This window comes from Flavobacterium keumense (genome assembly GCF_029866485.1).
GTDB lineage: Bacteria > Bacteroidota > Bacteroidia > Flavobacteriales > Flavobacteriaceae > Flavobacterium > Flavobacterium keumense.
In genome coordinates this window covers 1,191,321-1,207,036 of the sequence record NZ_CP092332.1, presented here as the reverse complement: position 1 = coordinate 1,207,036, position 15,716 = coordinate 1,191,321, and the positions used below count along the sequence as shown (strand labels likewise).

The 15,716-nt window shown below is 33.0% G+C and carries 9 protein-coding genes; 4 read left to right on the top strand and 5 right to left on the bottom strand.

The window, feature by feature from the left end:
* Nucleotides 1–7 precede the first annotated feature (7 nt).
* The 3 genes from MG292_RS05165 to MG292_RS05155 are packed head-to-tail and all read right to left on the bottom strand — an operon-like array spanning nucleotide 8 to nucleotide 6,272.
* The gene (locus MG292_RS05165) at nucleotides 8–1,570 is read right to left on the bottom strand and encodes a hypothetical protein (RefSeq protein WP_280158254.1); all 1,563 of its coding nucleotides are present in this window, start codon (nucleotides 1,568–1,570) and stop codon (nucleotides 8–10) included.
* A 54-nt stretch (nucleotides 1,571–1,624) separates the two neighbouring features.
* A complete protein-coding gene (locus MG292_RS05160; RefSeq protein ID WP_264533777.1) occupies nucleotides 1,625–3,139 on the bottom strand; it encodes a RagB/SusD family nutrient uptake outer membrane protein in 1,515 nt (504 codons plus the stop codon).
* Nucleotides 3,140–3,152: 13 nt separating this feature from the next.
* A complete protein-coding gene (locus MG292_RS05155) occupies nucleotides 3,153–6,272 on the bottom strand; it encodes a SusC/RagA family TonB-linked outer membrane protein (RefSeq protein WP_264533778.1) in 3,120 nt (1,039 codons plus the stop codon).
* Between the two features lie 320 nt (nucleotides 6,273–6,592).
* Between MG292_RS05155 and MG292_RS05150 the strand changes: the two genes are divergently transcribed.
* Nucleotides 6,593–9,415 carry a helix-turn-helix and ligand-binding sensor domain-containing protein gene (locus MG292_RS05150; RefSeq protein WP_264533779.1) on the top strand — a complete coding sequence of 941 codons (2,823 nt, stop codon included), beginning with the start codon at nucleotides 6,593–6,595 and terminating at the stop codon, nucleotides 9,413–9,415.
* Between the two features lie 28 nt (nucleotides 9,416–9,443).
* On the opposite strand, the gene MG292_RS05145 is transcribed toward MG292_RS05150, so the two are convergent.
* Nucleotides 9,444–10,727 (bottom strand): UDP-N-acetylmuramoyl-tripeptide--D-alanyl-D-alanine ligase, encoded by a 1,284-nt coding sequence (locus tag MG292_RS05145; RefSeq protein WP_264533780.1) that lies wholly within the window; start codon nucleotides 10,725–10,727, stop codon nucleotides 9,444–9,446.
* Nucleotides 10,728–10,791: 64 nt separating this feature from the next.
* A complete protein-coding gene (gldJ, locus tag MG292_RS05140) occupies nucleotides 10,792–12,474 on the bottom strand; it encodes a gliding motility lipoprotein GldJ (protein ID WP_264533781.1) in 1,683 nt (560 codons plus the stop codon).
* Nucleotides 12,475–12,873: 399 nt separating this feature from the next.
* Between gldJ and porV the strand changes: the two genes are divergently transcribed.
* The 3 genes from porV to pdhA all read left to right on the top strand — a co-directional run bounded on the left by porV (nucleotide 12,874) and on the right by pdhA (nucleotide 15,713).
* Complete coding sequence (gene porV / locus MG292_RS05135; protein WP_264533782.1) at nucleotides 12,874–14,037, top strand: type IX secretion system outer membrane channel protein PorV; 1,164 nt, start codon at nucleotides 12,874–12,876, stop codon at nucleotides 14,035–14,037.
* A 68-nt stretch (nucleotides 14,038–14,105) separates the two neighbouring features.
* Complete coding sequence (locus MG292_RS05130; protein ID WP_264533783.1) at nucleotides 14,106–14,588, top strand: cytidine deaminase; 483 nt, start codon at nucleotides 14,106–14,108, stop codon at nucleotides 14,586–14,588.
* A gap of 126 nt (nucleotides 14,589–14,714) precedes the next feature.
* Entirely contained in the window at nucleotides 14,715–15,713 is a 999-nt protein-coding gene (gene pdhA, locus MG292_RS05125) for a pyruvate dehydrogenase (acetyl-transferring) E1 component subunit alpha (protein ID WP_264533784.1), read from the top strand.
* Nucleotides 15,714–15,716: the final 3 nt, after the last annotated feature.

Below are 15,716 nucleotides of genomic sequence, written 5' to 3'. Positions count from 1 at the left end.
TTAGAAATTAAACTCTTACCAGTTTGAAATACCACCAAACACCAGTTCCTGATTCAATTTTTAACTCCATAGTGTTGTTCCCATTTGACAGTTGAACAGAATAAACTCTAGAATTTGGAACAGGGACATTTGGCAATTCTCCTGTATTAGTCGCTTTTGGAAGTCCTAAATAGGCTCCTGTACCATTAATTGTAATTGTATGAGCAGTAGCATCATAAACATAAGTAGCAGAAGCTGATCCATCATGAGGTGCAACTGGTGTTCCACAAGCATCTGAAGTACCTTGCCAACTTTCAAGCCAAGTAGTACTCCCTAAAATATTCCTGAAAGAACCATTAGAACCAAATACATAAGTATCGTCAAAATAACATGCTCTTGCGGTCACTCCAGCGGCATCAATAGACCACCAGCTTTTATCTCCTGGAGCAGGTCCAACACCTAGAGCTCCAGCTTCGGAAGCAATTTTCCAAGTCCCTTCTATACCTGAAGCAGGAGTTGGGTTTTTGTAAAAATAAAGGTTATCAATAAATACAGTACCTCCAGAAGATGCAAATAACATTTGTGTTATTGCAGATTTATTGGTCGTGAAATCAGCTAAAGGAATATCTACGCTCACCCAATTATTAAGGGTAATTGATGATAAATCAACTTGCGATTCTTTTGATGGACCAGCTGGTTGGCTAGTATTCACAATTTTGAAACCTAAATTTGTTGCATTAGGTGTCCAATAATCAAAATGTACATACTGCATAGCAGACAAATTGGTCGGATTGCCATAGTCGGTTACAATTCCTGTGTAGTTAAGTAAACTATATTTAATAGTATTATTAGTCCCAACAGTAACGTTTGTCAAAATCGTTGATTGTCCCCATCCTGGATTCCATTCGTTTATAGTAATATTTGTATAGGAATCACTAAAAATAGAGACAACATCAGCAGCTTGTCTGCTAGGTGGAGTTGGAGCTGCCGAGGTAGGAGCTAGAATTGCAGTAACCACAAAATCTTCCTGATAATTGGTTGTACGGATAGCACCACTTTTTGAAACTATTTTTATTGTATAGGTTCCCGCTGAAGCATAAACATGCGAAATAGAATCTCCATTATTAACTTGAGTAGGAACTTCATTAGGCACATCCCCAAAATAAACATCGTAAAACAAAGCAAAATCAGCTGTAGCTCTAATATTTACTTTTTTAGAAACAACCCTGTCATTTTCAATTGTGACAACTAAATTTTCTGGTGCTCTAAAAGAGACATTTATTTCTTGTTCTGCAACTGTTTTCTTTCCAGATAATCCAATTGCAGTTACTTTAACTTTATACACTCCTTCTCTATAGATATGAACTGTACTACCGCCAGCTATGACTTTAGCTACAGTAGTTGTACCATCTCCATATTCGATTTCAAAACTAGTAGCACCTTCTCCCCTCGGAATCAAGGTTACTTTTCCTGTATTATCTTGAGTAATTAAAGCTAAAACAGAAACAGATTTAGGGTCTTTGATAGAATTTACAGCACTTATATCCGAATCTATACCGTCTGGAACAGAACAACCTATAGCTAAGAACACTAGTAATATTAAACTATATATATTTTTAAATTTTTCATAACTTTCATATTTTAATTAATTATATCCAGGATTCTGAACTAATTTGGTGTTTTGTAATTCTTTATACGGAATTGGAAAAACTTCATTTTTATTAGCTCTGAAACCTCTAGACGCTAATTTTGTTGCAGCATCACCCCAACGAACTAAATCAAAGAAACGATGTCCTTCTCCAGCTAGCTCCGCTCTTCTTTCTGCTTTTATAGCAGCTAATGAAACTGGCGTACTTGCAAGACCTACACGAGCTCTAACAGCATCTAATAATGCTTGTGCTCTTGCTCCAGTTCCTCCTAATGCTTCAGCTTCCATTAAATAAGTATCTGCTAAACGAATGACATAGGAATTTTGTCGGTAATTCAATACCGGCTCACCAGTTCCTGTAGTTACATCAGAGCGTCTTGGAATAAATTTATTTAAAAAATAACCTGTGTCTTGATATCCTCCGATATAAGATGCTTTACCTCTTGTTTGCAAGTCTTTCATATCCAATACAGTAGCTGCAAATCGCGGATCTAATTTTATAAAATCATAGAAATCTTGAGTAAACACATTGAAACTCCAGCCCGAAGGTAAATCAGGTGCATCAGAAGCAATCTTAGCGTACGTTCTAGGTCCACACATTACATTCACTGAATTTCCTTCATCTATTCCGTTACCCCAATTTTCCCAACCTATACTAGAAGCATTAGTGTGAGCAACTTCTAAAATAGACTCCGTATTGAACTTATTATTAACTGTCCATAAATCAGCAAAATTGCTCAAAAGTCTATACCCATATTGACTAGTTCCTCCTGGCGTACCATTTACAGCAGCCAATTCAGTTGCTGCTAAAGTGTTTTTGTTTTGATATAAATATACTTTACCTAACAACGCACGAGCAGCACCTTTAGTAAAACGAGCCGATTCAGCTGAAGAAACTGTCGCAGGTAAATTTGGACTAGCAATAGCTTCTGTCAAGTCTTTCTCAATTTGTGCATAAACTGCTGCCGGTGTTGCTTGTGTTACAGTATAAAACTCTGATGACGACATAGGTACAGTAATCAAAGGAATATTTTTGAACATACGTACTAAATTAAAATAATAATTAGCACGTAATGCTTTAGTCTCTGCAGTATAACGATCTATTAAAGCTGCATCCATTGGAACATCTGGTAATTTTGTTAGCAAATAATTGGCTCTGAAAATTCCTTGGTAATGATCGTTCCAAAAACTTGATGGCATAATGTTAGGATTTAAAGTATAATTTGAAAACCCTTGTATTCCAGCTCCATCTGTTGCGCCCCCACCTCCAGCATAATGATCATCTGAACCTGCATTCATCATGGTAATCATATTCTCAAAACCACCAGAATTTTTTCTCATTATATCATAAACAGCAACTAATCCTGCAAAGGCTTGTTCTTGATTTTGATAATAATTATTCTCCAAACTAGTCCCTTTTGGTTCCACTTCTAAGAAATCTTTAGAACAAGAACTTAACAATACAACTATTGCTACTACAATAGATGATAATTTATAATTTATTGTTTTCATAATTTAATTTGTATTAAAACTGAACTTGTGCTCCAAACATAAATGTACGTGCTTGTGGGTAATACCCTCTATCAACTCCAAAAATATTCCCTCCAATTTCAGGATCGAAACCTGTATATTTTGTTAAGGTTAGTATATTTTCTCCTGTTATGTAAAAACGCACTTTTTGTGCTCCAAATCTGTTCACTAAACTTGTTGGTAAAGCATACCCTAATTGTACCACTTTAAGTCTTACATAATCTCCTTTTTCTAAATAGAAATCAGATGAATTACCAAAATTACCATTTGTATCATTGTTGGTTAATCTAGGATAAGTATTTGAAGTTCCAGGTCCTGTCCAACGAGACAAAGCTTCTGTTTGATAATTTGAATTCAAGATGTCTAGACGTCTGATTCCTTGAAAAATTTTATTTCCAGTAGCTCCTTGTGCAAATGCCATTAAATCAAATCCTTTGTAATCTAAATTCAAAGTCAGTCCAAAAGTAAATTTAGGCAACGGACTTCCTAAAAATTGTTTGTCATCATTAGTTATTGTACCATCTCCATTAGTGTCTGTCCAGCGGAAATCACCCGGACGAGCGTTAGGTTGAATCAAAGTACCTGAGCCATTTTTATATGCGTTGATTTCATCTTGTGTTTGAAAAATTCCTGCTGTTTTAAAACCATAAAAAGAATTATAGGGTTGTCCTACCTGAGTTCTGGTTATTTCACCCATTGATTGGAATCCTGCAACTCCACTAGTTATAAACTCTTTGCCTTGACCTAAATAAGTCACCTCATTTTTAAGATACGATACATTTCCATTAGCTGAAAAATTAAAATCTCCTAATTTCTTACGGTAACCCAATTCTACTTCAACCCCTTTGTTTTGCATGTCAGCAACATTCCCTAATGGGCTTCCGGTAGCTCCAACATAACCTGGCAAGTCAACATATTGTAAAATACCTGTTGTTTTCTTGTCATAATACTCAACCGCAAGAGTAAAATCTGTGAATAATTTTGCATCAAAACCAATATTCAATTGAGAAGTCTCTTCCCATTTCAAATCAGGATTTGAAGGCGCGCTTGGACTATTTCCAGGCGATATAGTTGAACCAGCGCTACCAAAAGTATAGTTACGACCTCCATCAATTAAAGCTAAGAATCCATTAGGAGCAATTGCATCATTCCCTGTAACTCCGTATCCTCCTCTAATTTTTAATGAGTTAACAATCTTATTCTCTTTCCAAAATCCTTCTCTTGACACCACCCAACCTGCTGAAAAAGAAGGGAAAAATCCATATTTATTATTAGGACCAAAATTAGTAGATCCATCTCGTCTTACAATTCCTGTAAACAAATACTTCTCGTTATACGAATAATTCAAACGAGAAAATAAAGAAGTTACTCGATGCTCTTGTGTTGTATAAGAGGCACCTACACGTTGCGCTGTTGGCAAAGGAAAATTAAAAGAAGCTTCTCTATAATCGTTAACTGGCAGATTAGTATGAGCCACATAAGATCCTCTAGTATTATTATCTACATAAACCCCTTGCCCCAACAATACAGTAAAATCATGAGAACCAATGTTTTTGGTATAAGAAGCTGTATTTTCAATATTCCAAGCAAATGTTTGATTGGTAGCTCTTGCCAAACTATTCTGAGAAGCTAATACTGTAGGACTTAAGAAATACTTCGGAGTAAATGATTCATCTCCCCAATAAGCTATTTTACCCCCCATTGAAGATTTAATTTTTAAATTATCAATAGGTTTTATTTCTGCAAAAACATTTCCAATGAAATCATCAGACCAATTGTAATTTCCTAATCTTGTATTTACATAAGCCACTGGATTAGACATTTCTTGGCCCACTAAAGACGATATTCCATATGGATTCCCACTAGCATCTCTAAATACAGGATTACTTGTATATATGGAAGAATTAGCCACTATAGGATCTGTAATAACCACTGGAGTAATTGGGTCTAAATTTAATGCTGAACTTAATGGCCCACCAAATTCACTATTTGTATTTCCTAGACCTACACCCTTTTGATGCGTGTAACCCAAAGTTTGACCAATTTGAATCTTCTTAGATAAATTGTGTGTAGAGTTTAGACGAATAGTTTTTTTATTGAAATTAGAAATTGGTTTAGACACAATTCCTTCTTGATCTTGAACTCCAAATGAAGCAAAAAAAGTAGAAACATCATTACCTCCACTAAAACTAACCTCGTGATTAGTTCTCATAGCATCATTACTAAATATCTCTTTTTGCCAATCCGTTCCTTTACCTAAAGCTGATAAATTAGAAAACAATACTGGTCCACCTGCCGCAACTGATTTTTCATTCATCAATGCCCCGTATTGTGTAGCATTTAACAACTTTAAAGTTTTTTCAGGAGCAGAAACTCCCATAAAACCTGTATAATTGACACTAATTTTACCTGACTTCCCTTTTTTAGTAGTTACTAAAATTACCCCAGAAGCAGCGCGTGCTCCATAGATGGCTAGAGATGCTGCATCTTTCAGTACTTCAATTGACTCAATGTCAGATTGGTTAACAAAACCAATTCCTCCTGTATCCACAATAACACCATCAACTACCCATAAAGGATTATTACCCCCATAAGTATCAAAAGTGGTTAATCCTCTTACCCTAACTGTTGAAGCAGCCCCAGGTTGACCCGATTGAGCGGCAATGGTAACACCAGAAACTCTACCTTGTAAAGTTTGTTCAATTCTACCATTAGGCACTTTTTCTAAATCTTTTGCTTTTACACTAGATATAGCTCCTGTAACAACACTTTTCTTTTGAGTTCCATAACCAACCACTACAACTTCATTTAAATCCTGAGATTGAGATCTCAATCTAATAGTAACTGAGGCTCTCCCATTGACAGATTCTTGAACCGTCGTATATCCAATAAAACTAATTACCAATACGGAATTTTTTGATGCTCTAATTTCAAAAACACCATCAAAATCTGAAGTAGTTGCTTTATTAGTTCCTTTAATAAGAACGGTTGCTCCTGGAACAGAAATACCATTCTCGTCATAAATTTTTCCTTTAACAACAAGATCTTGGGCTTGTCCATAAATAGAGAAAAAGAATGACAAAAAACAAAAAATAAATAATTTCGTTAATTTCATTTTTCTAAAATTTTGGTTAATTAATTAGTAATTTGAAGCAATACTATAACTATTAATTTATTTTTTATTTTTTTTATTCCTTACAAAAACACATCAAAACGTATTTTTAGTTACTACAAAAACACATCATAATTTTATTAATATTTTGATTATCAATTTAATAAAAAATAAAAAATGTTATAATCAAAAAATAAAAATTAAAAAAACCACTACAATCTATAATTTCACAATAAATTAGCATGAACAAGCTTAAGAAATAGGTTATGTATTCTAAATCAAAACAAATTTGTATTTACTTATTTTTTATTTTCTCTAACACTATGCTAGTGTTGGGACAAGTAAAAAATATTGGGCTACCTGAAATACGCAATTATATCAGATCTGATTATAAAGGAGGAACACAAAATTGGAATATTGATCAAGACAAAGACGATAATTTATATTTTGCAAATAATGAGGGGCTCTTTCAATATGACGGAACCGTTTGGACTAAATATACACTACCTAACAAATCTGTTATTCGTTCAGTAAAGACGGATTCTTCAGGAAAAATTTATGTTGGAGGATACAATGAATTTGGATATTTCAAACCAAATAAAAATGGGAAATTAGTTTATTTTTCATTGTCCAGATTTTTGAAGAAAAAACAGGTAAATTCAATTGATATAATCTGGAAAATACACTTATACAATAATGAAATAATCTTTCAATCATTTGAAAAAGCATATATCTACAATAAACAAACATTACGATTACTAACACCTCCATCACGATTTCAATTTTCATTCTTATCAGACAATACGCTTTATTTTCAAGACATTACAAATGGTCTTATGGTGTATAAGAAAGGAAAAATCACTCCCTTAAAAAACACAACAGAATTAAATAATACCGAAGTATGGGGTATTTTTAATTTATCAAAAACAAAATTACTCATTACCACTTTAGACAAAGGTCTTTTTATTTATGAAAACCAAAAATTAGTTCAATGGAACACTGAAGCCAATGATTTCATAAAAAAGAATAGTGGCTTAGGTGGATATAAAATGAAAAATAGTTACATCGCACTTAATTCTGTTTTAAACGGAATTATTATTTGCAATCCTCAAGGAAAAATTATTCAACATATCAATCGCAAAAAAGGATTGCAAAACAATACTGTATTGGCCTCGTTCATAGACCATAAAAATAACTTATGGTTAGGTCTTGACAATGGCATTGCATTTATAAATGAAAATTCTCCTTTTACATTTTTTGGTTTTAGCTACAACCTAAGTACTGTTTATGCCACAGCGGTTCATAAAGAAAATCTATTTGTTGCTACAAATCAGGGAGTGTTTTATCATTCTTGGAATTCCCCATTTAAAGAAGATAATTTTGAACTAATCAAAGGGACTACAGGTCAAACATGGAATGTTCAAATTATTGATAATGAATTGTTTTGTGCACATAACAGGGGTGCTATAATTATTAACCCGGATAAAACGACAAAAACATTAGATAATGTTGGGTATTGGAGTTTTAAAAAAATCCCTAATCTACCTAATAGTATCATCGGTTCTAATTACAAAGGGTTCTCTTTATTTGAAAAAAAGAATAACGAATGGAAATTTATAAAACATATTGATGGCTTTAATAAATCTGTTGGAGAATTTGAAATTGATACCAATAACTCTATTTGGGTAAAAAAAGATGAACTTATTTACTTGATGAGTTTGGACTCTAGTGCGCATAAATTTAATTCTATAAAGACATTCAAAAGACTCTCAAGTACAGATAATGGAATTACAAGTATTCAAAGAATAAACAATATTGTTTATTTCCAAAAAGACAATCATTTTTACACGTACTCCTATACCGACAAAACCTTTCAAAAAGATAACAAAATAACCAATGTTTTCAGAAAAATTCCACAAACAAATACAATTCAAGAAGATCGATACGGCAATATTTGGTATGTAACTAACGAATCGCTTGGGGTTTTATTAAAAAAATCTAATCATTCTTACAGTAATAGAATTGCTCCTTTTCTTAATCTTACCGAAGACTTAGTGTACAATAATCTATCTATTAACACACTAAACCCAAACAACATATTTATAGGACTTACAGATGGTTTAGCACATTATGATTCAAAACTATCAAATGATTTTAATCAGTTACCTAAAGTCTTTATCCGCAATTTTTCGAGTCCAAGCGGAACATACACAATAGTAAATAATAAAGATGATTTTGATATAACAATACCCTATAAATCAAACTATGTAAAATTTCGATTTTCGACACCAACTTATGAAAACATTGAAAACATAAAATATTCTTTCAAACTTGAAGGCTTTGATGAATATTGGAGCGATTGGAATCAAGGGACTATCAAAGAATATACCAATCTTAGAGAAGGTGAATATACCATGAGGGTAAAAACCAAAAATGGTTTCGGAATAGTTTCAAAAGAAGCTACCCTATCTTTTACAATTTCTCCTCCTTGGTACAGACACTTTTTTGCTTATATTTTCTATCTACTATTAATTGGAGCTATAATTCGTATTATTCGTGATCGAGTTAAAATTAAAATTCGCAAAAACAAATATTACGAAACAATTGAACAACGCAGACTATATTTAGAGAAAGAAGCAAGAATACGCAAAGAACAATACAAACTAGAAAAAGAAATTGAAAAACTAAAAAACGACAAACTTCAAATAAAAATATTAGCTAAAGACAAAGAATTAGTTACTAATTCACTCCAAGTTGTAAAAAAGAATAAAATACTTAATGGTATCATACATAAATTGAAAGACATCAATACTAATTCTTTTGACGAAGAGAGCAAATTTCAATTCGAGAAACTACGTAAAAGCATTCTTAAAGAGGTAAACTCCGACAAAAGCTGGAAAGACCTAGAAAAACATATTAAAAATGTCCATTTTGATTTCTTGAAAAGATTAAAAGAAAAACACCCAACAATATCTCCAAGAGAATTAGACCTGTCCACTTATTTGTTAATGAATATGTCTACTAAAGAAATTGCTGAAATTATGAATATTTCAATTGGCGGAGTAGAATTAGCAAGGTATCGCTTACGAAAAAAACTTGATCTTACAAAAAAAGAAAACTTAATTGGTTATCTTATGAGTATTTAGAATTTTAAAATGTAAACACCTTATTTAATTAAATAATTTCTAAAGTTCGCTCTAAAGCCATTCCTCTTGATCCTTTTATAAGTAGGGTACTGTTCTCTATTTTTTCGGTTTTCAAATAGGCCGATAAATCATTAAAACTTGGATGAAAATGAAAATTTTCATTCTTCAAACTATTGGCAAAAAAATCAGCGCCAACAAAATGACAAACAATCGATTTTTGATTAGCTAAAGAAGCTACAACTGCAGCATGCTCTTTTAAACTCTCTCCTCCTAATTCAAACATATCGCCTAAAATTGCAATTTTGTTTGCATTGTCTAATTGTTTAAAATTCTCAATTGCCACCGCCATACTACTTGGATTAGCGTTATAAGCATCTAATATAATTTGATTGGTTCCTTTTGTGATTAATTGTGATCGGTTATTTTCAGGAATATACCCTTCTAAAGCTTTTTTAATATCTTCTTTAGAAACTTCAAAATAATTACCAATTGCTATTGCTGCATTAATATTGTTTGCATTATACAATCCTATCAAATGGGTTTTTAAACTCAATCCTGCATAGTCTATACAAACAAATGGGTCTGCCTTTACATCAAGTATAACTACATTAGCGTTTGATTTATTAATACCAAAAGTATAGTGCTTCAATGACTTTGTTTTTTCTACTTGAACAGAATCCTCTAAATTAACAAAAGCTAATTTTGCAAATTTGCCAAGGTAGTCATACATTTCACTTTTGCCCTCTACAACCCCTAAAACACCTCCAAATCCTTCTAAATGTGCTTTCCCAAAATTAGTTATATAACCATAATCAGGCTGAGCCAATTCACACAAAAATTCGATTTCTTTTTTATGATTTGCTCCCATTTCAACTATTCCGATTTCTGTTTCTGAAGTAAAGGAAAGTAAGGTCAGCGGAACTCCAATATGATTATTCAAGTTCCCAACAGTAGCTTTAGTTCTATATTTCGTAGACAAGACAGCATGAATTAATTCTTTAGTAGTTGTTTTTCCGTTACTACCTGTAAGAGCAATAATTGGTAATTTCAAATAATTCCTATGGTATTGCGCTAATGCCTGAAGAGTTTGAAGACTATCCTTTACCAAAACAGTTCTTTCATCTATGTAATAATCTGCATTATCGATTACAACATACGAAGCGCCCTTTTCTAAAGCTTCGTTAGCAAAAGTGTTCGCATCAAAATTGTCTCCTTTAATAGCAACAAAAAAAGAATTTGGTTGAATTTTACGGGTATCAATTGAAATCGATTTGCATTTTAAAAATAAAGCATGAATCTTAGCAATATTCATAATTGTGAAATTTTAAAAAACAAAAAGCCCTAAAAAAGGGCTTTATATTATAAATTTATAAAAACTAATTTCTAGGTCTTTTCTTATTTTGTGATTTAGAACCTACTCTAGACATAGCACATCTAAAACCGATATAATCAGTAGCCATATCCTGAGGAAAATATCTTCTTTGAGCTGGATCCAACCAATAAGCTCTATCTCTCCAAGAACCCCCTTTATACACTCTTACATTATCATTGATAAGTGTTGTTCTTTTATTCGATCTATCGTACTTTCTAACCATTTTTCCTAAACTATCAACTGTCACATTATGCTTAGGAGAATTGTACATCGTTTTAGGTTCCTTTGTAGATTCAGAAGATGCAAATTTATATTCTTTACTTGATTGCTGATCTCCATCTCTAAAATTAAGATTGTTACTTCTATCAAAATTTTGTCTTAAATAAGTTTCATTTTCGTCAACTGGAACTTGTACTAACTGACCTGGAAAAGTTCGTGCTATTACCTTTCCATTACTTAAAGTATCATACTTCATAGTTTCTTTAGTAATGATCTCTGCTTTACCATCTTTTCCTATTTTATTTTTAGTATATTGATTTCCTCTAAAGTAATTGAAATCATTAAATTCATTATCAACAATAGGACGATAAACATCGGCAACCCATTCAGCAACATTTCCTGCCATATCGTATAATCCAAAATCATTAGCTGGATACTTTTTAACTTCATTAGTAATATCAGCTCCATCATCAGACCAACCTGCTATACCACCATAATCTCCATTACCCTGTTTAAAGTTTGCTAATTGATCTCCTTTTGTCTGACGTTTGCCTGAACGAGTATACTGACCAGACCAAGGATATTTTTTCTGGCCTTTATACACATTATATTCTCTTTGCCCTACATCAGCTGCTGCGGCGTATTCCCACTCCGCTTCTGTTGGCAATCGATATTCTGGAAGCAACAATCCTGACGATCTTTGTACATAAAGATTTTTAGGCTGAATCGTTTTACCTCCTTTAGTTGTAGTAGCTTTTGCCGAACCTTTTTTCCCTTTTAACACAATCTTATCGTCTCCTCCATAAGTAGCTGTTGGTGAATTAAAATAGGTTTCTGTACTAAATGAACTTTCGGCAGTTACATCTTCAGTTTTTGCATTCTTTTTTAAATACCCGTTTTTTTCTAACAAGGCTTCATTAACTCGATCTGTTCTCCATTTGCTAAATTCATTTGCCTGAATCCAATTTACACCAACAACAGGATAACTAGCGTATGCTGGATGTCTTAAATAATTATTAGTCATAGTCTCACTATACCCTAACCTGTTTCTCCATACTAATGTATCTGGCAAAGCTCCTTCATAAATATGCTTATAATTTTCTTCTGTTGGAGGAAATACATTTTTCAACCATTGCAAATATTCCAAATACATAAAATTGGTAACTTCAGTCTCATCCATATAAAAAGATTGAACATGCTGTTGATTCGGTGTATTGTTCCAATCATGCATTACATCGTCTTGAACTTTTCCCATTGTAAACGTTCCTCCCTCAACAAAAACCAAACCTGGGCCTGCCTCTTGTTCTCCTGCTTTTTTAAATCCTCCTTTTTTATTGTTTACATTCCAACCTGTTGCTCTTGACGAACCTTTCCCTGTGCTTGAAGATTTTTTACTACAACTTGAAACACCTATGATTAATAGCATAGAAGCAACTAATTGCAAGACATTAATTTTGTTTATTTTCATACTTATTTATGGATAATTGTATGGTAATTTTTTTATTATCAAATAATTAACTATACTAATTTTTCTTTTACATTCTTTTTAAATTGCTTTGGGTAATCTCCCTAACAGCGATAAAAACGCAAATTTATAATTTTTATTATTAAAAATACACTAAAGATTTAGATTTTTACTCCCAAAACAGTCATTATAATCTTAAATTAAAATTAGAAATGATTTTATATTTGGATTTATATATACAATAATACTACAAAATAACAGTTATATAAAAAGTATATCTGAATTACTAAACTAGCAAACTAATACAGATAAAGCCAAAATAAACTATTAAATATACTTTTCATTCTGAATTAATCAAAATAAAAAAACATTACATTTGTTCCATAATTACATTTTTTGAAAATGAAAAAAACAATCCTGATTCTATCATTTCTATTTTTATTTTCTACAGTAAATGCTCAAGAAAGAGTTATTACTACTGGTGTACCTTTTTTATTGGTATCCGCAGATGCTAGAGCGGCTGGAATGGCAGATGCTGGCGTTGCTACTTCTGCAGATGCTTTTTCTCAACAATGGAATCCGGCAAAATATGCTTTTATCAATAACGAAAAAGGATTTTCTATAAGTTATACACCTTATTTAACAGATTTAGTTAATGATATTTCTTTAGGTCAACTTACCTATTTTAATAAAATAAATGACCGAAGCACTTGGGCTGGAAGCTTAAGGTATTTTGGATTAGGAAATATTGAATTACGAAATGACGCAAATGACCAACCAAGAATTGTTTCACCAAACGAATTAAGTCTTGACGGTTCTTACTCTCTAAAATTAAGCAATGCCTTTTCAATGGCTGTAAGTGGAAGATACATCCGTTCCAATCTCAAAGTCGCAACAGATAATACTGACGCCTCTGCAGCAAACACATTTGCGGTAGATGTTGCAGGATACTATCAATCTGAAGAAAAAGCATACTCCCATTTTAACGGTATTTGGAGAGCTGGTTTTAACATTCAAAATCTAGGACCAAAAATTAGTTACGATAATGACGAATTTAACACTAATTTTTTGCCAGCTAATTTAAAAATTGGAACTAGTTTCGATTTTATTTTTGACGAAGACAACAAACTTTTAGTGCATCTTGAATTAAATAAATTACTAGTCCCTACCCCTCAAAATCCGGATAGCAATGGAGACGGAACAATAACTCCCGAGGAATACACTCAAAACTATAACAATTATCGTAAAACAGGATGGGTATCGGGAATTTTCAAATCTTTTGGTGACGCCCCTAATGGATTTAGTGAAGAATTAAAAGAAATTACCTATGCTTTAGGAACAGAATATTTATTTAAAGAATCTTTTGCAATACGTATGGGGTATTTTCACGAAAATCCTCTTAAAGGCGCAAGACAATTTTTCTCACTAGGAGCTGGATTTAAATATACAACCGCAAAAATTGACGTATCGTATTTGTTTTCATCATCAAAAGTACGAAATCCACTAGAAAACACCCTTCGTTTCTCGTTAACGTTTAACTTTGGCGACAATTACGGACTAAATTAATTTATTATAACTTACACTTGCTAAATCCAAATTTCAATTGAAATTTGGATTTTTTTTCCAAAAAAATTATGAATAAAATAACCATAACTACCAATTTTGATGTTTTTGAATCCATTCAAGAACTTCCAATAGACATTCAGAATTTGATGCAAGAAGCCATTGCTATTCGCAAAACAGCCTACGCTCCTTATTCGAATTTTAAAGTTGGAGTTGCACTTTTATTGGATAATGAAAAAATTATACTCGGTTCCAATCAAGAAAACGCAGCCTACCCTTCTGGACTATGCGCAGAGAGAGTCGCTATTTTTCATGCAGGGGCCGTTTTTCCCGAAGCAAAAATTTTAAAAATGGCCATCTCTGCAGCTTCAAGCACCACAACTACTAGCGCACCAATACCGCCTTGTGGCTCATGCAGACAAACTATTGCAGAATATGAAATTAAACAAAACACTCCAATTGAAATCTATTTTATGGGGGAAATAGGCTCCATCTACAAGTCCGATTCTCTCAAAAACTTACTTCCTCTCCTTTTTGACAAAAAGTTCTTGTAAAAAATTCAAAAAATAGCATATTAATTTTAGTGCTAAGTTGGAATGTCTTATTTTTGCACTTCGCAAATTTGTGTGAGGAAACTATTTTGCGTTATTCGATACAATTGATAACACAACATTATTCAAATGAAAGAAGTTACAAAAGAAGTTTATTTAAAGTGGTATGAAGACATGCTGCTTTGGAGAAAGTTTGAAGACAAACTTGCAGCATTATACATCCAACAAAAAGTGAGAGGCTTTCTTCACTTATACAATGGTCAAGAAGCAGTACTTGCAGGGGCTCTACACGCCATGGATTTGACCAAGGACAAAATGATTACAGCCTACCGAAACCACGTTCAACCAATTGGCATGGGAGAAGACCCTAGACGTGTAATGGCAGAACTTTTAGGAAAAGCAACCGGTACTTCAAAAGGGATGGGGGGCTCAATGCACATTTTCTCAAAAGAACATCGTTTTTACGGAGGTCATGGAATTGTTGGTGGCCAAATTCCTGTAGGAGCTGGTTTGGCATTTGCAGACAAATATTTTAATACTGGAGGAGTTACAATGACTTACTTTGGTGATGGTGCGGCTCGTCAAGGTTCTTTACACGAAGCATTTAATATGGCCATGTTATGGAAATTACCTGTTGTATTTATCGTTGAGAACAACGGTTATGCCATGGGAACATCTGTTGAAAGAACAGCTAACCATACTGATATCTGGAAATTAGGTTTGGGGTATGAAATGCCTTGCGGACCTGTTGACGGAATGAATCCAGTAAAAGTAGCTGAAGCGATGACCGAAGCTATCGAAAGAGCACGTCGTGGAGATGGACCTACCTTCCTTGAAATGAAAACGTACCGATACAGAGGACACTCTATGTCTGATGCACAATTATACCGTTCTAAAGAAGAAGTAGAAGAATACAAAAAAATTGACCCAATTACACAAGTATTAGATGTAATTAAAGACCAAAAATATGCTACTGACGATGAAATTGAAGTAATCGAACAAAGAGTGAAAGATTTGGTAGAAGAATGTGCAAAATTTGCCGAGGAATCTCCTTATCCAGAAATCCAACAGTTATACGACGTAGTATACGAACAAGAAGACTATCCATTTTTACCTCATAAATTATAATCA

Bases quoted from the DNA above. Each gene is read 5' to 3' on its own strand.
- porV (WP_264533782.1), top strand. From the start codon at position 12,874: ATGAAAAAAACAATCCTGATTCTATCATTTCTATTTTTATTTTCTACA.
- MG292_RS05155 (WP_264533778.1), bottom strand. From the start codon at position 6,272: ATGAAATTAACGAAATTATTTATTTTTTGTTTTTTGTCATTCTTTTTC.
- MG292_RS05150 (WP_264533779.1), top strand. From the start codon at position 6,593: ATGCTAGTGTTGGGACAAGTAAAAAATATTGGGCTACCTGAAATACGC.
- pdhA (WP_264533784.1), top strand. From the start codon at position 14,715: ATGAAAGAAGTTACAAAAGAAGTTTATTTAAAGTGGTATGAAGACATG.
- MG292_RS05145 (WP_264533780.1), bottom strand. From the start codon at position 10,727: ATGAATATTGCTAAGATTCATGCTTTATTTTTAAAATGCAAATCGATT.
- MG292_RS05160 (WP_264533777.1), bottom strand. From the start codon at position 3,139: ATGAAAACAATAAATTATAAATTATCATCTATTGTAGTAGCAATAGTT.
- MG292_RS05130 (WP_264533783.1), top strand. From the start codon at position 14,106: ATGAATAAAATAACCATAACTACCAATTTTGATGTTTTTGAATCCATT.
- gldJ (WP_264533781.1), bottom strand. From the start codon at position 12,474: ATGAAAATAAACAAAATTAATGTCTTGCAATTAGTTGCTTCTATGCTA.